General features: G+C 66.5%; 15 protein-coding genes and 1 tRNA gene. 5 read left to right on the forward strand and 11 right to left on the reverse strand.

Going from position 1 to position 24,830, the window contains the following annotated elements; genetic code table 11:
- Positions 1 to 5: 5 nt before the first annotated feature.
- The 8 genes from ACYVII_RS02090 to ACYVII_RS02125 form a co-directional block, all read right to left on the reverse strand.
- Positions 6 to 974, reverse strand: coding sequence for an AAA family ATPase (locus tag ACYVII_RS02090; RefSeq protein ID WP_460530198.1), 969 nt, complete (start codon positions 972 to 974; stop codon positions 6 to 8).
- 45 nt (positions 975 to 1,019) lie between these two features.
- Positions 1,020 to 6,284: an Ig-like domain-containing protein gene (locus ACYVII_RS02095; RefSeq protein ID WP_460530201.1), complete on the reverse strand. Its 5,265-nt coding sequence runs from the start codon at positions 6,282 to 6,284 to the stop codon at positions 1,020 to 1,022.
- 204 nt (positions 6,285 to 6,488) lie between these two features.
- Positions 6,489 to 11,765 carry an Ig-like domain-containing protein gene (locus ACYVII_RS02100; RefSeq protein ID WP_460530204.1) on the reverse strand — a complete coding sequence of 1,759 codons (5,277 nt, stop codon included), beginning with the start codon at positions 11,763 to 11,765 and terminating at the stop codon, positions 6,489 to 6,491.
- A gap of 93 nt (positions 11,766 to 11,858) precedes the next feature.
- Positions 11,859 to 12,557 (reverse strand): hypothetical protein, encoded by a 699-nt coding sequence (locus tag ACYVII_RS02105; RefSeq protein ID WP_460530207.1) that lies wholly within the window; start codon positions 12,555 to 12,557, stop codon positions 11,859 to 11,861.
- Complete coding sequence (locus ACYVII_RS02110) at positions 12,554 to 14,293, reverse strand: serine/threonine-protein kinase (RefSeq protein ID WP_460530210.1); 1,740 nt, start codon at positions 14,291 to 14,293, stop codon at positions 12,554 to 12,556. The genes ACYVII_RS02105 and ACYVII_RS02110 overlap by 4 nt, the downstream gene beginning before the upstream one ends.
- Positions 14,290 to 15,732, reverse strand: a complete 1,443-nt coding sequence (locus ACYVII_RS02115) for an FHA domain-containing protein (RefSeq protein ID WP_460530213.1) — start codon at positions 15,730 to 15,732, stop codon at positions 14,290 to 14,292. The genes ACYVII_RS02110 and ACYVII_RS02115 overlap by 4 nt, the downstream gene beginning before the upstream one ends.
- 61 nt (positions 15,733 to 15,793) lie before the next feature.
- Positions 15,794 to 16,609: a PP2C family protein-serine/threonine phosphatase gene (locus tag ACYVII_RS02120; protein ID WP_460530216.1), complete on the reverse strand. Its 816-nt coding sequence runs from the start codon at positions 16,607 to 16,609 to the stop codon at positions 15,794 to 15,796.
- Complete coding sequence (locus tag ACYVII_RS02125; RefSeq protein WP_460530220.1) at positions 16,575 to 17,672, reverse strand: TerC family protein; 1,098 nt, start codon at positions 17,670 to 17,672, stop codon at positions 16,575 to 16,577. Before ACYVII_RS02125 ends, ACYVII_RS02120 begins: the two co-directional genes overlap by 35 nt.
- A 246-nt stretch (positions 17,673 to 17,918) precedes the next feature.
- On the opposite strand from ACYVII_RS02125, the gene ACYVII_RS02130 reads away from it, so the two are divergent.
- A complete protein-coding gene (locus tag ACYVII_RS02130; RefSeq protein ID WP_460530223.1) occupies positions 17,919 to 19,352 on the forward strand; it encodes a lipase maturation factor family protein in 1,434 nt (477 codons plus the stop codon).
- Positions 19,353 to 19,387: 35 nt separating this feature from the next.
- Complete coding sequence (locus tag ACYVII_RS02135) at positions 19,388 to 20,491, forward strand: epoxide hydrolase family protein (protein ID WP_460530226.1); 1,104 nt, start codon at positions 19,388 to 19,390, stop codon at positions 20,489 to 20,491.
- Positions 20,492 to 20,511: 20 nt separating this feature from the next.
- On the opposite strand, the gene ACYVII_RS02140 is transcribed toward ACYVII_RS02135, so the two are convergent.
- Positions 20,512 to 21,687: an AI-2E family transporter gene (locus ACYVII_RS02140; protein ID WP_460530229.1), complete on the reverse strand. Its 1,176-nt coding sequence runs from the start codon at positions 21,685 to 21,687 to the stop codon at positions 20,512 to 20,514.
- A 339-nt stretch (positions 21,688 to 22,026) separates the two neighbouring features.
- On the opposite strand from ACYVII_RS02140, the gene ACYVII_RS02145 reads away from it, so the two are divergent.
- Complete coding sequence (locus ACYVII_RS02145; RefSeq protein ID WP_460530232.1) at positions 22,027 to 22,191, forward strand: LysM peptidoglycan-binding domain-containing protein; 165 nt, start codon at positions 22,027 to 22,029, stop codon at positions 22,189 to 22,191.
- A gap of 181 nt (positions 22,192 to 22,372) precedes the next feature.
- On the opposite strand, the gene ACYVII_RS02150 is transcribed toward ACYVII_RS02145, so the two are convergent.
- Positions 22,373 to 22,445 (reverse strand) — tRNA-Glu (locus ACYVII_RS02150).
- Positions 22,446 to 22,543: 98 nt separating this feature from the next.
- On the opposite strand from ACYVII_RS02150, the gene ACYVII_RS02155 reads away from it, so the two are divergent.
- Positions 22,544 to 23,182 (forward strand): MBL fold metallo-hydrolase, encoded by a 639-nt coding sequence (locus ACYVII_RS02155; protein WP_460530235.1) that lies wholly within the window; start codon positions 22,544 to 22,546, stop codon positions 23,180 to 23,182.
- Here ACYVII_RS02155 and ACYVII_RS02160 read toward each other — a convergent pair.
- Entirely contained in the window at positions 23,155 to 23,796 is a 642-nt protein-coding gene (locus ACYVII_RS02160; RefSeq protein ID WP_460530237.1) for a DUF998 domain-containing protein, read from the reverse strand. The two genes, ACYVII_RS02155 and ACYVII_RS02160, sit on opposite strands and share 28 nt — an antisense overlap.
- A 264-nt stretch (positions 23,797 to 24,060) precedes the next feature.
- Between ACYVII_RS02160 and ACYVII_RS02165 the strand changes: the two genes are divergently transcribed.
- Positions 24,061 to 24,828 (forward strand): SDR family NAD(P)-dependent oxidoreductase, encoded by a 768-nt coding sequence (locus ACYVII_RS02165; protein WP_460530240.1) that lies wholly within the window; start codon positions 24,061 to 24,063, stop codon positions 24,826 to 24,828.
- The last annotated feature ends 2 nt before the right edge of the window (positions 24,829 to 24,830 follow it).

Below are 24,830 nucleotides of genomic sequence, written 5' to 3' on the forward strand. Positions count from 1 at the left end.
GCTGGTCACGCTGCCCGGTACACCGGCGGGTTCACGGTGGCGACCGCGCGGTCGACGATGTCTTCGGCCTTCACGCCCGCGAACTCCGCTTCGGGGTCGACGATCACGCGGTGGGCGAGCACGGGGACGGCGAGCTCCCTCACGTCGTCAGGGGTGACGTAGGTGCGCCCGCTCGCGATCGCCCAGGTCTTGGCGGCCCGGGCGAGCGCGAGGGCTCCCCGGATGCTCACGCCCAGTGCAGCATCCTTGTCGGCGCGCGTCGCGGTCACGAGTTCGCTCAGGTAGCCCATCACCGCTCCGTCGGTGTGCACGTCGGCGGCGAGCTGGGCCATGGTCGTCACGGAGTCGGAGGCGATGATCGCCGAGACGGATGCCGCACGCGCCCGGTTCGAAGATTCCATCAGCAGCCGAACGGTGGTGTCGTGATCGGGGTAGCCGAGGGAGGTCTTGATCAGGAAGCGGTCCAGCTGCGCCTCGGGCAGCGTGTAGGTTCCGGCCTGCTCGATCGGGTTCTGTGTCGCGATGACCATGAACGGACTGCCGACCGGGTGGCTGACGCCGTCGACCGTGACGATGCCCTCCTCCATCACCTCCAGCAAGGCCGACTGAGTCTTCGGCGAGGCGCGGTTGATCTCGTCTGCGAGCACGATGGAGGCGAAGATCGGTCCCTGGTGGAACTCGAACCGTCCTGTCGACTGGTCGTAGATCGTGACGCCGGTGACGTCGGAGGGCAGCAGGTCTGGCGTGAACTGGATGCGAGACTGCGTGCCCTGGATCGTGTTCGCCAGCGCCTTCGCCAGCACGGTCTTGCCCGTTCCGGGGACGTCTTCGAGCAGCACGTGTCCGCCGGAGAGCATCGCCGTGACGACGAGCCTGATGGCGTGCTCCTTGCCCAGGATCGCCTTGTCGACGTTCGCGACCAGCTGCCCGAAAGCGCCCGCGAACCAGGTCGCCTGTTCTTGCGTTACTGCCATGGTGATCATCCTTCGTCTTCTCGTCGGTCCGCGCTCGTCAAAGCATCAGAAGTTCACGGTTGGGCTTCGGACGCCCCCGATGATGATGTAGCCCGTCTCGTTGGTACCGCAGTTCGGGTGGTGGTTGCCGTAGTACGAACTCGTATCGATGTTGCCATTGGCGTCCGCCGCCACCGTGGGGCTGGTCAGCTGAGACCCGCCGCAGAAAGTCTGGACCGTGTACTGCTGACCAGGACTGAAGTGCTGACCCTTGATGAGGAAGTAGTGACAGGTGCCGCCACCGATCTGGCAGGCCACGGAGTGCGCGGTGTCCGGTCCGGTTTGCGCGGCCGGCTGCGGATCGGCGATCGAACCGTTCCCTGTTCCGGTTCCGCCCGTGCCGCCGCCGCCGTCGTTGACCGCGTAGACGCTGAACGAGTAGTTGCCCGCTCCGACCGAGCGCGTCGTGACGCTGGTTCCCTTCGTGGTGCTGGAGCCGCCGCCACTGAACGACCAGTGATAGGTCACGCTTCCGCCGCCGGTGTTCGACACCGGGTCCCAGCTGACAGTGAAGGAGTTGGGCGCCGTGCCGTTGGCGTGCATCGTGACGTTCTGCACCGTGCTCGGCTTGCCGTACGGGGTGACGGGTTGAGAATTGCCGGACGCGGGTCCCCACCCATCCTTGTTGTGCGCCTTGACCTGGAAGATGTATGTGGTGCCGTTGGTCAGGTTCTTGATCGTGTTCGATCCGACCTGAGCCGCGTAGCTTCCACCGTGGTTGTCGGTGATCTGGTACTGGTCGATCGGTTTGCCGTTGTCTGCCGGGGCCTTGATCGACATGGTCGCCTGGCCGCTGCTCGCCGTGACGTTGGAAGGCGGCGAGGGCTGCGCCGGCACGTCGTGCACGACGACGTTGTACTGCCCGATGGTGGCGGCCGTTCGTGCCGGATCCTTCGTCGCGTCCTGCACGTTGAACTGGATGTTCACGGTTCCGATCGCCGCGCCGCTCCCGACGGCGACGTTGATCGAGCTGCCGGTGAAGGTCACGGTGACACCGGATGGAGCACTCACGGCCTTCGCATTCGTGATGGTGAGGGGCTGCCCTGGGAACGGGTTGACCCAGTACTGGTCACTCGTGGCGTTGTTCCACGGGATGGAGTGGCCGCGCTGCACGTCCTGAACGAAGGGCGGGTTCTTCTGCTGCGCCAACGGTCGTGTCGAGCTCACCACGCGCACGTTGACCGACCCGTCGATCGAGGTGGTCGGCGAGTTCACCTTGAAGTGGATCGTCGACGTCGTGCCCGGTTGCACGCCGAACGGTGCCGACAGCGACAGCGTCGATCCGCTCGGGCTCGCGACGATCCCGCCGGACGCACCGGAGAAGTCCGTGTACGTGATCTTGCTCAGGATCTGCGGGTTCGGGTGGTACGTGGATGCCCGCAGGTCGACCACCGTCGGACTCTCGCCCGCCTGGATCGTCACGTTCGGCGGCGTGAACGTGGGCGGAACATCCGACTGATCCGGATTGCCCACGGTGATCGGCAGCACCAGCGATGTGACCCGGTCGTGCGATGCACCCGGCTCGCGGCCGTCGTTCACCTCGAACGTGACGGCAGCGGGCCCGCGGTAGTCCTTCTGCGCCGTGAACGTGAGCGTCTGGTCATCCACGTAGCCCGACACCGTCGAGTGGGTGGAACTGACGCCGCTGTGGCCGGTGATCTTCGCGGGGCGCCCCGAAGGAACATCAACGACGTCGGCGAGCTTCCACGTCTTCGTGCCGTTCATCGACACGATCTGCTGCGGCACCTTCACCTTCGGCGGCGGCGTGCCGTCAGAGGCAGGCGGCACCACGATGAACGCTTCTCCCGTCAGCCCGGTCGCCGGGTCCGTCAGCGTGTAGGCGACGGCCATGCGTGAGTGCTGGGGCTTGACCGCGACAGAGCCGTTGCTGCCGACCGTGGCGTACTTCGCGTTCGGTCCCGTGACGCCGACCTTCAGCTCACTCACGAGGTTCGACGGGTTCACCGCACCCTCGTACACGTTCACCTTCACCGAGCTCTTGCCCGCGGCCTGGTCCGCCTGCACGATCTGATCGATCGCGGCCGGATACACCGGCTTCGCGTTCTCGGTCACGATCACCTGAACGTATGCGCTGTCCTGTCCGCCCTGGCCGTTCGTGATCGTGTAGCGCGCGACGTACACGCCCTCCTTCTCGGGTGCCTGCACCAGCACGATCTGACCGTGCACGGATGCCTTCAGCGCCGTATCCACATCGCTCAGCTTCTTCTGCACCGAGATCGTGTACCCGTTCGGATCCGAGTCGTTGGCGAGAACGGGAACGGATGCCGTCCTGCCCGGCTTGACCTCCACGGTGTCGTTCACTGCCACGGGAGGCTGCAGGCTGGTGGGTCGCGGAACGACGCCGACGCGCACCGTGCCGGTTGCGCTCTTGCCGTAGGTGTCGGTGACCTTGTAGGTGAACGTGTCGGTGCCGCCCGATCCCGGGTACGCCTCGTAGGTGAACGAGTTCGAGGTCGAGCTGACGATGCGGCCGAGGCTCGGCTGGCTCACGATGCCGTCCAGGCTGACCGAGTCGCCGTCCGGGTCGATGCCGTTCAGCGGAACCGTGACGGGGATGCTCGAGCCGGCGAAGGCGCGCACCGTGAGCGCCGATGGGGCCGGTGCCTGGTCCTTGCCGTCCTTGCCCGTCACGACGAAGGTCACGGTCGCGACCGCCGTCTGCTGCCACTTGTCGCTGATCGAGTACGACACGGAGTACTGCCCCGGCGTCGTCGGCGCCTGGTAGCGCACCGTCTTGCCGCTGACGAACGCGGTTGCGCCGGCACCCTCGTTCGACGTGTCCTTGAGCTTCGGATCCAGGTTGAACGGTTCGTTGTCGGGCGAGTAGTCGTTGTCGAGCACGCCCACCGTGGCGACGTCGCCCGCCCGCACGGTAGCGGTGTCGTCAACGGCCACAGGCGGCTGATGAACCACGAGGGGCGGAATCGGCACGACCGTGATCGTCGACGTCGCCTCCTTCACTCCGTCCGAGACCACATAGTTCAACTGCACCTGCTGCGGCAGAACGACCGGCGACGTGACCTTGACCACCTGGTTGTCGAGCAGCTCGACGTTGAGGTCGGCCGCGGCATCCGTCTTCGTCACAGTCCGGACGGCGAGAACGCGGCCGGACGGCGAGGAGTCGTTGGCCAGCGGATCCACCGTGGTGGTCTCCCCCGGCCGCACGTAGGCGACATCCGCGACCGCGACCGGGCCGGCCTCGCCGCCGCCGTCTGCGACATCCACCCGGATCAGTCCGGTCGTGGTCTTCGCGCCGGCGGCGAGCGTGTACTTCAGGTAGAACTCTCCTGCGGTGCTTGCCGTGACGGTCACCGTGCCCTTCTGGGCGTCGCTCGCCAGCGTGGGCTGCGAGGGACCGGAGTCGTTGTTCGCTCCGACGAGCGTCAGCTCATCGCCGGATGGCGACAGATCGTTGTCGAGTGGGCTGACCTTGATGGCCTCGCCGGCCACACCGGACGCGAAGTCGGGCGTTGCCACGGGATCGAGCGAGCCCTGCGGCTTCACGGTGACCATGAGCGATCCGGAAGCGCTGGCGTGCCCGTCGGTGACGGTGTACCGCACCTCCTTGACACCGGTCTGCCCGTTTTTGCTGAGGAAGGTGATCTTGCCGTCCGGCTGGAACTGCACCTGGTCGTCGGTGGTCGACTGGGCCGACGACAGCGATATGCCATCGCCATCGGGATCGCTCCAGTCGTTCAGCACGTCGTACGTGACCGACTGTCCCACCTCGACGGAGGCGTCGCTCTCCCGCTTCGACACCGGCGCGGCGTTCACGTTCGACGGATGCACCGTCGCGTTCACCTGGGCCGTCGCCGTCCCGCCGCGGCCATCGTCGATCGTGTACCGGAACGACACACTGCCCGTGACCCCGTCGGGAACCGTGAGTTGCACCGCTCGGCCGCCCTGGATCACGTCGAGATGGCCCTCGGCGGATGGCACAGGCGTCACCTGGGTGACCGTGAGCACGTCGCCGTCCTGATCCGTGTCGTTGTCGAGCACCGGCAGCACGGTCGAGCGGCCCGCCCTGACGCCGAAGTTGTCGTCCACCGCGACCGGCGGATGGTTGATCTTCGTGCGGTGCGCCAGCGTGTCCTGGAAGGACTGAAGAACCGGCTTCTCCTGCCCGGTGTTCCCGTTCACCTGCGAGTCGTTCGGCTTCAAGGTCGCCCAGTTCTGCACCAGAACCATGTGACTCGACACCACCCACGCGTCCCCATTGCGCAGGTTATTCAACGCGATCACGTTGTGGTTCACCCGGAAGCGCAGGTCATCACCGCTCACCTGCTGCGCGATGTCGACACCGACGGATGCCTTGCCATCACACGCATACAGGTACCGCGCCGCGCCCGCCCACGCTCCATACGAGCATCCATTCAGCCAGACCGGAGCGGTGACCTGATCCGGTTTCGTGACGGCGTGCTGGATGCCTGCACCCACGATGTCGATGTGACCGCCGCCGAGCGGTACCTGCAGGAGTGCACTCCCGGAGGCGACGAGGGCGTACGAGTTCGCCTCACCCGGCTGCTGCAGCTGCAGCCCTTTGGACGGGAGGTCGACGGTCTTGTCGATACCGATGAGGAGCCGATTCGCCATCGTGTCCAGCACGACCGGTTGGTCGCCAACGGCGGACAGCTGGAACGAACGGGAGACCGCTAGGTTCGAGGACTGTCCCTGCGAACCGGGGTGGTCGAAGCGCACGAGCTCGTGCTTGCTCGGCGAGACGCTGTAGGCGTGGCCCGACTTCGTGACGACCGTCTGTGTGCCGGCACCGAGCTTCGCGGCAGGCTTCGTCTTGGACGGGTCGAACGTCAGCCGCGACGAGGCATCCAGAACCCACACCTTGCCATCCGGCGATGTGATCGCCGCCGTGCTCGCGCCGTACGACACCTGCGATCCGGCCGGGATGCTCACCCGATCGACCAGCGACACGAAGGCCGGGTCGATGCGCTCCAGGGTGCCGTTCTTCGAGTCCGTCAGGAAGTAGGCCGAACCATCCTGCAGCACATCGAGGTCGCTGGATGCGCCGGTCACCGCGGCATCCAGCTGGTTGATCTGGTGGTTCAGGCGACCGCCCATCAGCTTCTGGCCGTTCGTCACCCACACATCACGGGCGTCCAGATTGACGTCGTCGGTTGGGAAACCCTTGTGCAGCAGCGCGAAGGTGAGCGGAACGGACGCGACAAGCGCGATGACGACAGCGGATGCGATGGCCTTATGGGAGCGGATCCACGCGGCGAGAGGCCTGAGCACTGTGCTGCGTTCTCCCTGAATCCGTCCTTGCGTTCACGACGAAGCGAAGCCCGCCTTCTGGCCCGAAACCGCTCCCCCGAGCGCGTACAAGCTAGCACACCCCCGATCACGGGGCGAACCGGGAGGTCCGCCCGTCACGCGCATCCGCGCCGGCGCTATGAATGGAAACGCGCCAGCTTGCCACGCACCAGGTCGCCACGGGACTTAGTTGTTTCTGAAATCCGCTTGATTGCTCTGGACGCCGTCGATCGTTACGTAAGTGCCGTTATAGCCGCAGTTGAAGCGCGAGCCGTTCTGGGAATTGAAGGACCCACTTCCGTTCGCGCCCACGTTGATGGTGTCGGTATAACTGACAGGACCGTTGCATGTGTAGTGAACGGTGTACGAGCCGGGATCGAAGTTCTTCACCGAGATCAAGTAGTAGAAGCACCCGTTATTGCAGGACGAGCTGTAAACCGGCCCCGCCCCCTTGCTGATCGACACTGAACGCTGCGGTGGTGGCGTAGGAGCGATCGAACCGTGCCCGGTGGCGGACCCGCCAGTACCGCCGCCACCGTCGTTCACGGCATAGACGGTGAACGAGTAATTGCCTGCGCCGACCGAAGCGGTGGTCACGGATGTGCCCTTGGTCGTTCCGGAACCGCCGCCACTAAACGACCAGTGGTACGTCACCGACCCGCCACCGGTGTTGGACACCGCTGGCCAAGTCACGTCGAACGAGTTCGGTGCTGTTCCGTTCGGTTTCATGTTCACGCTCTGCACCGCGCTGGGCTGGCCGTAGGGTGTCACCGCCGATGAGGGATCCGACAACGCGCTCCAGCCGTCTGCGTTGTGCGCCCTGACCTGGAAGGTGTAGCTGGTGCCATTAGTCAGGGGTTTGATCGTATTCGAGCCAACCTGCGCCGAGTAGCTGCCGCCGTGATTATCGGTGATCTGGTAACGATCGATCGGCAAGCCATTTTGGTTCGGAGCTCTTACGGACATCGTGACCTGGCCGCTGCTCTCCTTCAGGTTGTATGGCGGCGCCGGCTTGTCCGGCACGTCGTGGATCGTGGCGTTCAGCTGCCCGATCGTCGACGCTGTCCGCGCCGGATCCTTCGTCGCATCCTGCACGGTGTACTGCACGTTCACCGTGCCGATTCCCGCTCCGCTGCCTGCACTCACCGTGATCGAGTCGGAGGTGTATGTCACCGTCGCGCCGCTCGGCCCGCTCACCTGCTTCGCGCTGGTGATGGTCAGCGGCTGCCCCGGGAAGGGATTCACCCAGTACGTCTCGCTGGTCGCCCCGGAGAGGGTCTTGCTCTGCCCGCGTTTCATGTCCATCGTCTGCGGCGGGTTCTTCTGCTGCGCCAACGGTCGTGTGGAGCTCACCACGCGCACGTTCACGGATCCATCGATCGAGACGGTCGGCGAGTTCACCTTGAAGTGGATCGTCGACGTCGTGCCCGGCTGCACTCCGAACGGTGCCGACAACGACAGCGTCGATCCGCTCGGGCTCGCGACGATCCCGCCGGACGCACCGGAGAAGTCCGTGTACGTGATCTTGTTCAGGATCTGCGGGTTCGGGTGGTACGTGGATGCCCGCAGGTCGACGACCGTGGGACTCTCGCCCGCCTGGATCGTCACGTTCGGCGGCGTGAACGTGGGCGGAACATCCGACTGATCCGGGTTGCCGACGGTGATCGGCAGCACCAGGGATGTGACGCGGTCCCGGGACGCGCCGGGTTCCCGCCCGTCGTTCACCTCGAACGTGACGGCGGCGGGCCCGCGGTAGTCCTTCTGCGCCGTGAACGTGAGCGTCTGGTCATCCACGTAGCCCGACACCGTCGAGTGGGTGGAACTGACGCCGCTGTGGCCGGTGATCTTCGCGGGGCGTCCCGACGGCACCTCGATGATGTCCGACAGCTTCCACGTCTTCGTGCCGTTCATCGACACGATCTGCTGCGGCACCTTCACCTTCGGCGGAGGCGTGCCGTCCGACGAGGGCGGAACCACGATGAACGCCTCCCCTGCGAGCCCGGTCGCCGGGTCCGTCAGCGTGTACGCCACCGCCATGCGCGAGCGCTGCGGCTTGACCGCCACAGAACCGTTGTCGCCCACCGTGGCGTACTTCGCGTTCGGTCCCGTGACGCCGACCTTCAGCTTGTTCACGAGGTTCGACGGGTTCACCGCACCCTCGTAGACATCCACCTTGACCGAGCTCTTGCCGGCCACCTGGTCCGCTTGCACGTCCTGGTCGATCGCCGTCGGGTAGACCGGCTTGGCATCCTTCGTGACGATCACCTGAACGTAGGCGCTGTCCTGTCCGCCCTGGCCGTTCGTGATCGTGTAGCGCGCGACGTACACGCCCTCCTTCTCGGGTGCCTGCACCAGCACGATCTGACCGTGCACGGACGCCTTCAGCGCCGTATCCACATCGCTCAGCTTCTTCTGCACCGAGATCGTGTACCCGTTCGGATCCGAGTCGTTGGCGAGAACGGGAACGGATGCCGTCCTGCCCGGCTTGACCTCCACGGTGTCGTTCACTGCCACGGGAGGCTGCAGGCTGGTGGGTCGCGGAACGACGCCGACGCGCACCGTGCCGGTTGCGCTCTTGCCGTAGGTGTCGGTGACCTTGTAGGTGAACGTGTCGGTGCCGCCCGATCCCGGGTACGCCTCGTAGGTGAACGAGTTCGAGGTCGAGCTGACGATGCGGCCGAGGCTCGGCTGGCTCACGATGCCGTCCAGGCTGACCGAGTCGCCGTCCGGGTCGATGCCGTTCAGCGGAACCGTGACGGGGATGCTCGAGCCCGCGAAGGCGCGCACCGTGAGCGCCGACGGGGCCGGTGCCTGGTCCTTACCGTTCTTCGCCGTGACGATGAAGGTCACGGTCGCCACTGCGGACTGCTGCCACTTGTCGCTGATCGAGTACGAAACCGAGTACTGGCCGGGCGTCGTGGGCGCCTGGTAGCGCACCGTCTTGCCGCTCACGAAGGCGGTCGCTCCCGGACCCTCGTTCGACGTGTCCTTGAGCTTCGGATCCAGGTTGAACGGTTCGTTGTCGGGCGAGTAGTCGTTGTCGAGCACGCCCACCGTGGCGACGTCGCCCGCCCGCACGGTAGCGGTGTCGTCAACGGCCACAGGCGGCTGATGCACGACGATCGGCGGGATCGGCACCACCGTGATCGTGGACGCCGCCTCCTTCACTCCGTCCGAGACCACATAGTTCAACTGCACCTGATTCGGCAGAACGGACGGCGATGTGACCTTCACGATCTGGTTGTCGAGCACCTGCACATTGAGGTCGGCCGCGGCATCCGTCTTCGTCACGGTCCGCAGCGCGAGCACGCGGCCCGATGGCGACGAGTCGTTGGCGAGCGGATCGACGGTGGTGGTCTCTCCCGGCCGCACGTAGGCGACATCCGCGACCGGGACCGGGCCGGCATCGCTCCCGTTGTCGAGCACGTTGACGCGGATCAGGCCAGTCGTCGTCTTTGCGCCGGCCCCGAGGGTGTACTCCAGGTAGTACTCACCCGGTGTGCTCGCCGTCACTGTCACCGTCTGCTTCTGCGCATCCGTGACGATGGCGGGCTCCACCGGGCCGCTGCTGAAGTTCGCTCCCACCAGGCTCAGCTCGTCGCCGGAGGGCGACAGGTCGTTGTCGAGCGGGTTCACGACGATCGGCTGCCCGGCGAATCCGGAGGCGAAGTCCGGCGTCGCGACCGGATCCAGCGAGCCCTGCGGCTTGACTGTCACGTACAGCGATCCGGTGGCGCTCGCCCTGCCGTCGGTGACCGTGTACCGCACCTCCTTGACACCGGTCTGCCCGTTCTTGCTGAGGAACGTGATCTTGCCATTCGGCTGGAACTGCACCTGATCATCGGTGGTCGACTGGGCGCCCGACAGCGAGATGCCATCGCCGTCGGGATCGCTCCAGTCGTTCAACACGTCGTATGCGACCGACTGCCCCACCTCGACGGAGGCGTCGCTCTCCCGCTTCGACACCGGCGCGGCGTTCACGTTCGACGGATGCACCGTCGCGTTCACCTGGCCCGTCGCCGTCCCGCCGCGGCCATCGTCGATCGTGTACCGGAACGACACACTGCCCGTCACGTTCGGCGGCACGGTCAGTTGCACGGCACGACCGCCCTCGATGATGTCGAGATGGCCCTCCGCAGCAGGCACCGGGGTGACCTGCGTGATGGTCAGCACGTCGCCGTCCTGGTCGGTGTCGTTGTCGAGCACGGGCAGCACTGTCGAGCGGCCCGCCCTTACGCCGAAGTTGTCGTCCACCGCGACCGGCGGATGGTTCGCCGCGGTTCGGTGCGCGAGGGTGTCCTGGAAGGACTGCAGCACCGGCTTCTCCTGCCCGGTGTTCCCATTCACCTGCGAGTCGTTCGGCTTCAAGGTCGCCCAGTTCTGCACCAGAACCATGTGACTCGACACCACCCACGCATCCCCATTGCGCAGATTGTTCAACGCGATCACGTTGTGGTTCACCCGGAAGCGCAGGTCATCACCGCTGACCTGCTGCGCGATGTCGACACCGACGGATGCCTTGCCATCACACGCATACAGGTACCGCGCCGCGCCCGCCCACGCTCCATACGAGCATCCATTCAGCCAGACCGGAGCCGAGACCTGATCGGCTCTGGTCACCGCATGCTGGATGCCCGCACCCACGATGTCGACGTGACCGCCATCGAGCGGCACCTTCATCAGCGCACTGCCGGAGGCGACGAGCGCGTACGAATTCGTCTCGCCGGGTTGCTGCAGCTGCAGGCCTTTCGACGGCAGGTTCACAGTCGTGCTGGTGCCGATCAGTACCCGGTTGTGCGCGGTGTCGAGCAGGATCGGCTGGTCGCCGACCGCCGACAGCTGGAACGAGCTCGGCACGGCGAGGCTCGACCTCGTGCCCTGCGCTCCCGGGTGGTCGAAGCGCACGAGCTCGTGCTTGCTCGGCGAGGCGCTGTAGGCGACTCCGCCCTTCGTGACGACCGTCTGAGTGCCCGACCCCAGCTTCGCGGTGGGCGCCGTCTTCGACGGGTCGAACGCGAGCCGCGACGAGGCATCCAGAACCCACACCTTGCCGTCGGGCGACGTTATGGCGATGGTGCTCGCACCGTACGACACCTGCGACCCCGGCGGGATGCTCACCCTGTCGACAAGGGACACGAAGGCGGGGTCGATCCGCTCCAGCGTGCCGTTCTTGGAGTCGGTGAGGAAATAGGCGGTGCCGTCCTGCAGCACATCGAGGTCGCTGGATGCGCCGGTCACCGCGGCATCCAGCTGGTCGATCTGGTGGTTCAGGCGACCGCCCATCAGCTTCTGACCGTTCGTCACCCACACATCACGGGCGTCGAGATTGACGTCGTCGGTCGGAAAACCCTTGTGCAGAACGGCGAATGTCGCCGGAACGGAGGCGATCAGCGCGATCGCGATCACAGAGGCGACGGTCTTATGCGAGCGAATCCACGCGGCGAGGGGCGCCAGGACCGTCACCGTATCCCCCGCTTCCCTGCCAGCGTTCGCCCAGGTCGTCGCCCCCGGAGCGCGTAAACGGTAACACACCCCCTGTTTACGGGCGAAGGACCGTTATTCGGATGCCTCGTCGCGGTCCAACAGAGGAAGATCCTCGGCGCCTACCAGGTGCGTGGCGACCGCGTACTCGACCAGCCGCGTGCGTCTGCTCGTCGCGAGCTTGCCTGCACCGCCGCGCAACCCGGCGACGCCGAGCTTGTCGAGCTTGTCGCACACATTGTCGAGCTTGCGGTTGAACGTGGTGAGCGACCAGCCGAGTCGCGCCGCGGCAGCCGCCGAGGTGGGAACCTCGGCTCTTCCGGGCAACTGCTGTCTGAGCACACCCTCAGCGAGCGCGACGATCAGCTGGCGCTGACTCGTGGTGAGCGTGACGGGCAGGATCGTGGTCGATCCCCCGGACTCCTGAAGGATGCGCGAGGTCGTGTAGAGGTCATCCGCGTTCTGGATCGTGAAGTCGTACGTCGTGGGGCCGGCGCTGAACATCACGTGCATCGTCTCGAACACGATGGGAAGACGGGCTCCGGGAGCAAGCCATGCCTGCACTCCCCCGGTGCCGTCCGTGACGGTGGCAGTCAGAAGCGTTCCGACGTTTGCCAGCCACCACATTCCGTGCTCGTCGAACACGCGCAGGAAGCGCCGGTGGAGATACGGGTTGTCGTCGAGGGTGAGGTCGGACTCGCGGCCGATCGTGAAGTCGCCCGGGCTGTCGACGCGGTACTCCTCGCCGCAGAACTCGATGGTCACGGACTTCATGACGTGCACGCCTTCAACGGGTTCGGCGACGTGCGGCCGTCGCGCACGATGGCGACGACGATGCAGACGCCGGAACCGGGCGTGAGACCCGTGACGGTCGCCTGTGCTGTCTTCGTCGTCGTGGCCCCATGCGTCGTGCCCTCTTCGACCCACTGGTAGTAGTCGCCCGGCTTCGGCTTCGGGTTCTTCCACGTGAACGTGACGCTCGTGCCGTCTGCGCTGCGCACGGCTGAGCCGAGGGTCGGATCCGGCACGGACGAGACGTCGATCTGCCCGTCGCCGCTGCCCGGGGCATCCGTATGCGCCGGCCCGGGCGTTGCATGCGGGATGAGCAGGGCGGCAGCGGTGATGCCGCCGGCGATGACCAGCACGCAGGCGGCGACGATGCCGGCGATGATCGCGGTTCGGCGGGGCCGTGCCGGCGCATCCGTCTGCGGCTCGTCGGTGGCCGGGGAGTCCTGGTCGGTCCCCGGCGCCGGGGCGCTGATCTGCTCGTCTCGGGCCGGCTCCACTGCCACCGCCGGGGCGCGCCGGATGACCGTGCGTTCACCGGGTCGGATGATTGTGGCCTCGTTTGCGACCGGGATCTGCGCCTGAACCGGCTGCACATCGCGCAGGCGTGTGGAGTCTGCGTTCGGCGGCGACGAGACGCGCACGGGAGACGGCGGCGGAGGCTGCGGCCCGCGTTCCTGTGGCGCGGCGCGTGGGGCGGGCGGCTGCGCGACGATGGTGGCGACCTGCCGCACCCTGGTCTCGTCCGCGGGGTCGGCGCCGTCCGAGTCCGGTCGCGACGAGGCGACCGCCAGGTTCGGCACCTCGATGCCGGTCGGGGAATATCCGAGTTCGAGCTCCACGCGCTGCAGCGCCCTGGCGAAGTCGACGGCGGACGCGAAGCGGTCCTCGCGCCGCGCGGCCATGCCTTTGGCGAGCACCGCGACCAGCGTGCGCGGAGCATCCGGTCGGTTCAGTGGGGTGATCGCACCGCGTTCGATGCGGCCGATGAGGTCGAGCGTGCCGTTGGATCTTCCGGGGACCTCGAACGGGGTGTGCCCGGCCAGCAACGTGTAGATGGTCGCGGCGAGCGAGAACACGTCGCTGCGCACGTCGGGCTTCGGATCGTCCTCGAACATCTCCGGCGGCGACCATGGCACCGAGAGCCCCACGGACTGCTTCGAGGTCGTGTCGCTTCCGCTGCCGGCCGGCAGGCGGGAGAGCGTCGACGTGGTGTGGATGGGCAACTCGTCCTCGAGCGTCGAGGAGATGCCGAAGTCGGTGAGCGCCGGCCACCCGAAGTCGTTCGTGAGCACGTTCGCGGGCTTGATGTCGCGGTGCAGGATGCCGGCGGCATGAGCGGTCGCGATGGCACCGGCCACCCGCACCCCGATGCGCAGCGCGTCTTCGACGCCGAACCGCTCGCGCTTGTACCGTTCACCGAGCGACGGCCCTGAACAGTACTCCATGACGAAGTACGGGCGGTCGTCCTTGGACACGTCGGCGTGGTAGATCGTGACGATGTACGGATGCGCCGACAGCTGCGCCATCACGTTCGCCTCGGCGACGAAGTGCGCCCGGGACTGCTGGTCCAGCTGGTCGGTGAGCAGCACCTTCACGGCGACCTTGCGTCGTGGCAGCTTCTGCTCGTACAGGAAGACGTCGGAGAAGCCACCCGAACCGAGCAGCCGTTGAAAGGTGTAACCGGGCAGCTCGGGCGCTTCGGATGCGACGCGCCTGCTCATGCCGGCACGACGCCCAGTGTGACTCCGCTGCCGAGGTCGATCACCGTGCCCGCGATCACCGAGGTCGGTTCACCCGCACGCAGCTTCTGCGGCGACTTGCCGGGAAGCGCGATCAGGGTTCCGTTCCGGGAGTGCAGATCGGTCACCACCACCGTTCCGCCCTCTACGGTGAGTTGCACGTGATTGCGGGAGATGTCGTGCTCCGCACTGTCGACGGTCACCAGGCGCGGCACCCGGCCGCCGCCCATCTTGCTCACGCTGGGAGCGCGGCCGACCACGACCATGCCGTCGATGGGCTCGGTGCGCCCGTCGGGCAGCTGCAGTGTGAAGCCCCGGTCTTCATCGACCGTTGCACCGGCCTCAGACGGCGCATCCGACGCAGCGCCGGTCGCGTGTGCGGATGCCTCGCGCATCGCCTTCAGGTCGCCGCTCAGCACCGTGAGGCCGTCGTGGTCGCCCAGCATTGCCGGCTGCTGGGCGGGAGCCGCTGCAGCCGCCGGAGCGACGGGCGGGAGCGGAGGGATGACCGTGGGAGCCTGCTGAACAGCGGCCTCGCCATCCTCCGTGTCGGGGCGGGCTGCGGCATCCTCCACGCTGCGAAGCATCGTGGCGCCGAACAGGTGGTCGTACGCCGTGGTCTCGTGCGGCACCTCGGGAGCGGATGCCTGGGCTGCGTCGGGCTCCCCGGTCGCGGGCTGCTGCAGGACGGCAGGTTCCTGTGCCGCGGGCTCCTGCACTGTGGCGGGCTCGGCGGACGGCTCGGCCGCATCTTCTCCGGCGACGGTGACTTCGAGATCGGCGATGGTGCGGTCGAGGTCTTCCACTGGCGTGGCCGGAACGGGGTCTGCCGGCTCCGTCGTCGCCGTCCCGGGGGCAGCCGCCGCAGGCGCCGGCACCGCTTGGGTCCGCGTCGACGCCCCGGGCTCCTCCGTTCGCCGTGTCGAGGGGCGCCGCGACGCCTCGTCGTACGATTCGGCGGCGCTGCCGAACGACAACGCACTCACCCAGGCCACTCCCTCTATGAATGGCAGGGCGGTCCCGCCGGGCAGCTGCGCAGGAGCGCACTCGATGCGAAACCCGCGCACCCCGCTCACCGGGCGCTCCACCCACGTGGAGACACCGTTCGCCGTGATGTCCTCGTCGCCGCTCCCCGTCTCCACGGCGACCCCGGCGCCGCCGCGCACGATGAACCGGCCGTCGAACGCGTCGCCTGCGTCGTCCCACTCGGCGAGCACGAAACCGGGCACCGAGGTGAGGCCGTTCCTGGCCAGCTCGTCGAGCACGTGACGGATGCCGTCCTCGTCGTTCAGCGCCGCCCACAGCCGAGCCGCGAACACGGCATCCGGCTCGGGATGATGCACCACGGCCAGTCGTCCGGGTATCACGGCGGCCAGCCAGCCGCCGGGGGCTGTAGGTTCGGCTGTGATCACGGTGGTCATCCTTCGATCTTCGTGGTCGTGAGAGTTCATGGCTTTCTCCCCGGGAGCCGGCTGTCGCCGCTCAGACGCGCGGCCGGGTGTCCTCGAGGTACTGCCGCTGCTCCGGTCGGTCAACGGTATCCTGATCGGTTTCGGCCGGAGCGGGCCACGACGAGACGATCACCGCAGTCACGTTGTCGCGACCGCCTGCGGCGATCGCGGCATCCGTCAGCACGTCGGCGAGACGCTGATCATGGGTGTTCTCGCGCAGAATGGCTGCGATCTCATCGTCGGCGAGCTCCTTGCTGAGACCGTCGGAGCAGATCAGGAACGTCTGCTCTCCCCCGGCAGGCAGCATCCACACGTCCACATCGACGTCGTCGGAAGCGCCCAGCGCCCGGGTGATGACGTTGCGTTCGGGATGCCCGCCCGCCTCGTCCGCGCTGATCACGCCTGCGTCGAGCAGCTCCTGCACGGCTGAATGGTCCACGCTCAGCTGCGTGAGGCGTGCGCCGTCCCAGCTGTACACCCGGGAGTCGCCGATGTTGACGATCATCCAGTACCGGGCTCCGTTGTCGCTGCCGTTCACGGCCACGATGCCGGCGAGCGTGGTGCCTGCGACCGAGATGCCGGAGGCATCCGCCGTTGAGAGAGCGCGCACGGCCTCGTTGGCCGACGCGATGGCATCGAGCACGTCGTTCGGTGTGACGAACGCGCCCTCAGGGATGCGCTCGCCCATCACCCGTACCGCGGAGCTGCTCGCAAGATCTCCGCGCGCGTGCCCGCCCATGCCGTCGGCCACGATGAACAGGGGGTCGCGCGCCAGCACGGCGTCTTCGTTGACCGTGCGAACCGCACCCGCGTCAGTGCGGGCGCTCACCGCGAGCGTCAGCTTCACCGAACGCCTTCTCCTGCCTTGTACCCTCGTGCTCTCCGGCACGGCTCACGGACTGCGCCCCCGCAGTGCTCCCCTCTGGAAAGTTCGCGGACCGGCGGTCTACCCACATCCTGATCAGACTTGCCATGGTAGCGACAAGCATGGCGAGCGCGATGAATCCGAGCGACGCCCAGGTGCCGATCTCCGGTGCCCACTCCACCGGATGCCCGCCGTTGATGAACGGCACCTCGTTCTGGTGCAGTGCGTGGAAGACGAGCTTGACACCGATGAAGACGAGGATCGCCGCGATGCCGTACTTGAGGTACACGAGCCGCTCGACGAGGTGCCCTAGCAGGAAGTAGAGCTGCCTCAGACCCATCAACGCGAACACATTCGCCGCGAACACGAGGAAGGGACTGGTGGTGATGCCGAAGATCGCAGGAATGGAGTCGAGCGCGAACAGCAGATCGGTCGTGCCCAGGGCCAGGAACACCAGGATCATTGGCGTGAAGAACCGCTTGCCGTCGACCGTGATGCGCAGCTTCGCGCCGTTGAACTCGTCGTGCACGCGCAGGCGCTTGCGCGCGAATCGCACGAAGGCGGGGTCCTTCCCGCCCTCCTCCTCCGGATGCCCGAACGCCTGCGTATAAGCGGTGTAGAGCAGGAAGGCGCCGAACAGGTAGAAGATCCAGCTGAAGCTGTCGATGAGCCCTGCGCCGATCACGATGAACACACCACGCAGCACAAGCGCGATGAGGATGCCCACCATCAGCGCTTCTTGCTGGTAGCGCACCGGGACGGCGAACCTGGCCATGATCACGATGAACACGAACAGGTTGTCGATGCTCAGGCTGTACTCGGTGAGCCAGCCGGCCAGGAACTGCCCGGCGTGCTCGGAGTCGCCCATCCAGAACAGGAGCAACGCGAACAGCACGGCGAGCACCGAGTAGAAGACGATCCAGATCGCTGCTTCCGCCGGTTTCGGAACGTGCGGACGCTTGAGCGCCAACAGCAGGTCGGCGGCGAGGATGAGGCAGAGCACCACGATCGACGTGATCTCGAACCAGAGCGGGAGCTCGGTCATGTGGCCAGGCTTTCGGAGGTCTCGTCACGACGCGGGTACGCGTACGCGACAAGAGTCTCTCCCGCGTGTGAAACGCTGCACGCCCGGAGCCCTCGCGTCGTTGACGCTGGGTGCTCGTGATGACGACCGTGCGCGCGACCGTGACGGCCGCTGGGATACTCCCCCTCGCGTATTCCATGCTACCCGACGCCGCTGGGCGTCAACCCGCCCGCCGGTCACGCCACGAACGCTTAACGTGGGCATCGTATGGGCTGGTTCGACGCGACGGAGTATGAACTGGCGCGGCAGGTTCTCGAGCGGGGCGTGGCCGCGGTATATCTCGTCGCCTTCCTGTCGACGCTCGCCCAGTTCCCGGTGCTGTTGGGCGAGCACGGACTGCAGCCGGCGCCCACGTTCATCCGTCGCATGGGCGACCGGCTTCCCCCGACGCTGTTCCGATGGCGGTACTCCGACCGGCTCCTGCGGTGGGTGGCCGGAGTCGGTGCGCTGATCGCGGCATCCCTTGTCGCCGGGCTACCGCAGCTGGCGCCCTCGTGGGCCCCGATGGTCGCGTTCCTGCTCATCTGGTTGGGCTACCTGTCGATAGTCGACATCGGCCAGTCGTTCTACTCGTTCGGATGGGAGAGCCTCTTGCTCGAGGCCGGATTCGCCGCCGCGTTCCTCGGCTCGAACGACCAGGCGCCGCCGTGGGTGATGATCGTCTTCTTCCGCTGGCTCGTGTTCCGGCTCGAGTTCGGAGCCGGCCTGATCAAGATCCGCGGCGACCGGTCATGGCGCGACCTCACTGCGCTGTACTACCACCACGAGACGCAGCCGATGCCGGGCCCGTTCAGCTGGTTCTTCCATCACCTGCCTGCCTGGGCGCACCGCGTGGAGGTGCTCGGCAACCACTTCGCGCAGCTGATCGTGCCGTTCTTTCTTTTCGCCCCGCAGCCGGTGGCGAGCATCGCGGCCGGGATCGTAATCCTCACCCAGCTATGGCTCGTGGCATCCGGCAACTTCGCCTGGCTCAACGTGCTGACGATCATCCTGGCGTTCGCCGCGATTTCGGATCCCGTCGCTCATTTCGTGATCCCGGCGATGCCGGCGCACACGGATCATCTGGTGACACCCATCTGGTTCTTCATCATCATCTGCGTGGTCGGGCTGCTCCTTCTCTGGTTGAGCTGGTGGCCGCTGAAGAACCTGTTCTCGCGGCACCAGCTGATGAATGCCAGTTTCAACAGGTGGCATCTCGTGAACGCTTACGGCGCGTTCGGGTCGGTCACGAAGGAGCGGTACGAGGTGGTGGTCGAGGCCACCGATTCCACCGATCGCGCCACGGCGGTGTGGCGCGAGTACGAGTTCAGGGGAAAGCCTGGGGATACCCATTACTGGCCCCGCCAGTTCGCCCCGTACCACCTCAGGCTCGACTGGCTGATGTGGTTCCTCGCGCTCGGCTCGCGCGGCGAGAGTTGGTTCTATCCGCTGTTGCAGAAGCTGCTGGAGGCCGACCCCGCGACGTTGCGTATGCTCCGCAAGGCTCCATTCGGCGCCGAACGTCCGGCGATGGTGCGGGCGTCGCTGTACCTGTACCGCTTCTCCAGCTGGAAGGAGCTTCGCCGCGACCGTGTGTGGTGGGTGCGGGAACGCGTCGCCGAACTCGTGCCGCCGGTCACGCTGACCGGGCCCCGGCGCTGACTTTCGTTGTCGGTGGTCGGCGTTAGCGTCGGCGGATGGAACCGTTCACCGCCGAGGTGTCGCAGGTCGAGCTCGATGACCTCCGTGACCGCCTGCGACGCACACGACTGCTTGCCGACAGCCCCGGACGGCCGTGGTCGGGAATGACGCGTGACTACCTGGGCGAGCTCGTCCAGTCATGGTCGGAGTTCGACTGGCCAGCGCGACAGGAATGGTTGAACCGGCATCCGCAGTTCATCACGCCCATCGATGGGGCGGCGGTTCACTTCGTCCATCTGAGGGCAGATCGCGAGGATGCCCCCGCGCTGCTGGTGATGCACGGTTGGCCGCACACGTTCGCGATGCAGCTCGCCTACGCCGACCTTCTCTCCGACTTCCACGTCGTCGTGCCGAGCCTTCCCGGATTCGCCTTCTCGTCGGCATATGCCGCAGGCGGCATGAGTGAGGAACGGCTTGCCTCCACGATGCACGCCCTGATGACAGAGGTGCTCGGATCCGACCGGTACCTCACGTACGGGGAGGACGTGACGGCTAACGTCAACGATCTGATCGCGGCGCGGCACCCGGAAGCGGTTCAGGGTATCCTCGTCACATACGCGCACTTCCCGACCCCGGCGGAGCGTGAGCGGCTGGTCGCACCGGACGCCGTGGCGTTCTTCGGCGCGCTCCGCAGCCGACAAGAATCGATGGGCGGCTACGCGCACATGCAAGGCACCCGCCCCGACACGCTGGCGACAGGGCTGAACGATTCACCGGTAGGACTACTCGCCTGGCTGGTGGAGAAGTTCGTCGAATGGAGCGACACGCCCTCGGGCGACCCGCGCCGAGTCGAGCAGCGGCTCTCGCGGGAACGCCTGCTCACGGAAGCGATGATCTACTGGACGACGCAGTCGATCGGCACCTCGTTCCGGCCGTACTTCGATGACATGGATGGCGACATTCCGCCCGTCAGCGTGCCGGCGAGCGTGCATATCCAACGGCATGAGCACGACTACCCGGAGTCAGTGGCACGGGAGTTCTACCGCGACCTGCGCACCTTCGAGCGGCTGGAGCAGGGCGGGCACTTCGCCATCGCCGAGGTTCCGGGCGACATGGCAAGACGCACGCGCGCGTTCGCGAACGAACTCGGCCTGCTCTGAGGCTGCGGAGTAGGAGAGTTTCAGCCCTGGCCTTCGTGGGCACCGGGCGGCTCCGTGACCTCGCTCTCATGATGCGGTGCCGTCTCGGTGTCGCCGTGCTCATCGATCGGCGCCGGGCGATCATGCGAGTGCAGCATGGCCGTGATCATGGCGTTGGCAACGGCGAGGAACGGCACCGCGAACAGCGCGCCGGGCACACCGGCGAGGCCGGTACCGGCCGCGACGCCGACCACGACCGCGAGCGGATGCACCTTCACCGCGCCGCCGACGAGCAGCGGCTGCATCACGTGCGCCTCCAGCAGGTGCACGCCAAGCACGCCTGCCAGCATGATGATGGCCTGGATCGGCCCGGCGAAGATCAGCGCGATTGCCACGGCGACGATGCCGGAGACGATCGCGCCGATCACCGGGATGAAGGATGCCAGCAGAACGATCACCGCGATCGGAACGGCCAGCGGCAGTCCGAGGAAGAACGCCACAAGTCCGATGCCGACGGCGTTGACGACGGCGACGAGAATCTGCACGCGCACGAAACTCGTGAGCGTTCGCCAGCCGGCGTCGCCTGCGGCGGTCAGCCCTGGCTTCGCCGTCTTCGGGAAGATCCGCACGATCCAATTCCAGATGCCGCGGCCATCGATCAGCATGAAGACGGTCGCGAACAACGCGATCAGCGACCCGGTGAGCACATGTCCGGTCGCTGTCCCCACTTTGAGCGCTCCGCCGAGGATCGTCGCGGAGTCTTTCTGAAGAAACGCCCCGATCTGCGAGAAATAGCCCGCAAGCTGATGGTCGCTGATGCTGAACGGCGGCTGCCTGAGGGCATCCCGCACCCGGTTGTATGCCGCCACCGACTCCCGCTCGAGCTGTGGAAGACCGGCACGTACCTGCCAGACGATGAGGAGTACGAGCCCACCGAGGATCGCCGCCAGGGCGACCAGGCACACCACGATCGCGAGCCACTTCGGCCATCGGTGCCGGCGCAGCGTTCCGACGGTCGGTGCGACCAGCGCGCACACGAGCAGCGCGACCATCAGCGGCACCACGATGTCTTGGAAGACGACGACCAGATAGACCACGACACCGGCGAGAACGATGATGACAAGCAGCCGCCACGCCCAGTCGGATGCCACTCGCACGCCCCGCGGAAGACTCGCGCTCACGCGGCCGGGCCGGCCCTCGCTCTCGACCTCACCCATCCGCCACTCCCCCTCCACCACGCGACTCGTGGTTCGCCGGCCAGCGATGCTACCGCTGAGACACGAAACCCGGCTCCCCAGAGAGTCGAATCCGGCGTGTCGCCCGGCGCGGCGTCGATCGTTCAGGGATCCGCTTGCGGACGGTAGGGTCGGCTCGTGTCGAAGCGATTCTGGGTTGTGAGCGCGGTTGTCGTTCTTGCCTTTGCCCTCAATGGGTGTACGTCACCGAGTAGGGCCGTAAACACGGCAACGGCCACAGCGAAGGGCGCACCTCATCCGTCCACGCTGGCGACGTCGACAATCGCCGATCACGGCCCGGAAACGGGAGCCGAAGGAACCGTGATCGACGACGCGGCCGGCGATCCTGTTGCGTACGTCGTAGCCAGCGGCGACAATCTCTCGAGCATCGCCGATCGTCTCGGGATCACCTTCGACGAGCTCACCACCAACTCCGGGGCGTACGAGATGCTCCAGCCGGGCCAGAAGCTCGACCTCCGGCCCTGACTGCGCGCGGATGGATCCGCTATCGAGCCCCGTGCTCGGTCAGCGACTCAGGCAGATTTGAGGAATGACGGCTTCTTCCTCTCAGCTCGGCCCTCGTTGTCACAGACCCACTTCTCGGCCAGCTGGGCCGAGCAAGAAAAAGCCCGCTTCCCCTGTGTCTGCAAGGGAAGCGGGCTAAATGTGACCCCAGCGGGATTTGAACCCGCGTTACCGCCGTGAGAGGGCGACGTCCTAGGCCGCTAAACGATGGGGCCGTTCGTGCCGAGAAGGCAACTCACCGAGTATGCCATACCGCCCGATGCACCCTCAAATCGCCACCGGGACGCCGGACAGACGGGGTCAGAATGGTGACATGAAACTCACCAAGCTCGAGCACGCGGCACTCATCCTCGAAGACGACGGCGCCAGGCTGTTCGTCGATCCGGGATCGTTCACCACGCCGATCACCGATGCGACCGGCACCGTCGCGGTCGTCGTCACGCACGAGCACGCCGACCACTGGACGCCGGAGCAGCTCAAGCGCATCCTCAATCAGAGTCCCGACGCCGTCATCCTGGGACCTGAGGGCGTCGCCAGGGCCGCCTCGGACTTCGACGTGCGCGTCGTGCACGCCGGCGACACGGTCGAGGTCGCGCCGTTCACGCTGCGGTTCTTCGGCGGCAAGCACGCGGTCATCCACTCCTCCATCCCGGTCGTCGACAACGTCGGGGTCATCGTGAACGACAAGCTCGTGTACCCGGGCGACTCGTTCGCCGCTCCCGATCTCGCCGACATCGACGTGCTCGCCGTGCCGTCGTCGGCTCCTTGGCTCAAGGCATCCGAGTTCATCGATTACGTGCTGCATCTGGGGCCCAAGCACTCGTTCTCCACCCACGAGATGGTGAACTCGGTCATCGGCAAGCAGATGGCGGATGCCCGCATCCAGTGGGCGACGGAGCAGGGCGGCGGCCGCTACCTCGGCCTTCAGCCGGGCGACTCGTACGAGCTCTGAGGCACCTTCGCCCGGTGACTGACGGCCGGTACCGCCCAGGCGGTCCAGACCAGCTGGCTGAGCAGGAACAGGCGCTCCACCATGCCCGAGGCATCCCAGGCCGCGGCGCCGGCGAGTGCCAGCAGGAAGACGACGCCGAGTGAGGCGACCACCAGCAGTCCGACCCCGGTTCCCTGAGATACCGCCTGCCGCCGGATGACCGCGAACGACATCGCCAACGTCGCGATCGCCACCGCGACGAAGCCGAGGAACGCCAGCGCGAGGTGCACTGCTTCGCTCGGCACGCGGGGCAGCCCAGCGACGTTCGTCGGAAAGAACGTGAGGAGTGCGGACGAGAGGGCCCAGACGCCGAACAGCGCAGCGGTCCAGGTGCGAGCGATCCCGCGCCGGACGAGCACGATCAGTGCGAGCGCCGAGAGCACGCCGCGAATGACGAAGTTCACGTCCATGAGCCACGCGAACCGACCCCGCCCGTAATCGCTCTCGAAGTCGCTCACGATGCTGTAGTCGGGCCGCAGGATGCCGAGCGCCACGTCGATCAGCACGTAAACGACCACCAGTGCGATCGTCACGATGACCAGGACGCGATCGCGCGAACCCGGTGGGGCGTTCATGCTGACGAATCCTCCCGTCATCGTGATCATCACACCCGCGACGTGCATGAACACGGCTTGAGCAGCCGTCTGTCTGAAGCCTCAGGGAGCCTCGACATCGTCGTCGTGGCCCCGCAGGCGACGACTTCGCTCCTCATATCACTCATCCGCGAGGTCTGCACAGGATTGCGGCGACGGCCGCGAAGTGGTCGAGTCGAAGGGTTCCATCACGAACACCGCGTTCCTCGCGAACGCCGAAGAGAGGGATTGGACGGAAGCGAGCAGATGCAACTGAAAGACAAGGCCGCCATCGTCACGGGCGGCAACAGCGGAATCGGCGAGGCCATCGTCAAGCGGCTCGCACAGGAGGGCGCCAGCGTCGTGATCGACTACGTTGCCCGACCGGATGACACCGCCGACCTGGTCAAAGACATCACGTCGGCCGGCGGCAAGGCGATCGGCGTGGAGGCGGATGTCTCGAAGCCGTCCGACATCCAATCGCTCATCGACGCCGCCGTGCGGGAGTTCGGGCGGCTCGACATCATGGTCAACAACGCTGGAATCGAGAAGCGCCACAGCTTGATCGAGTCGGACGAGGACGCGTTCGACACAGTCATGGCCGTTGACATGAAGAGCGCGTTCTTCGGCACCCAGCTCGCGGCGAAGCAGTTCATCGCGCAGGGCGGCGGTGGCGTGGTCGTCAACATCTCGTCGGTGCACGAAGACTGGCCGATGCCTGGCAACATCGCCTACTGCGTCGCCAAGGGCGGCATGCGGATGCTCACCCGCACCGCCGGCGTCGAGCTCGGTCCCCAGGGCATCCGTGTCGTGAACGTGGCTCCCGGTGCGGTGGCGACGCCGATCAACACTGAGACCTTGAACGATCCGGACGAGCGCAAGAAGCTGGAAGACGCCATCCCGCTGGGCAAGGTGGCCGATCCCTCCGAAATCGGGGACGCCGTGCTCTTCGTCGCCTCGGATGCCGGCCGATACCTCACCGCGACGACGGTGTTCGTCGACGGCGGCATCATGCAGTCGAGCGTCGGTCTGTGACG

This window comes from Humibacter ginsengiterrae (assembly GCF_054780115.1).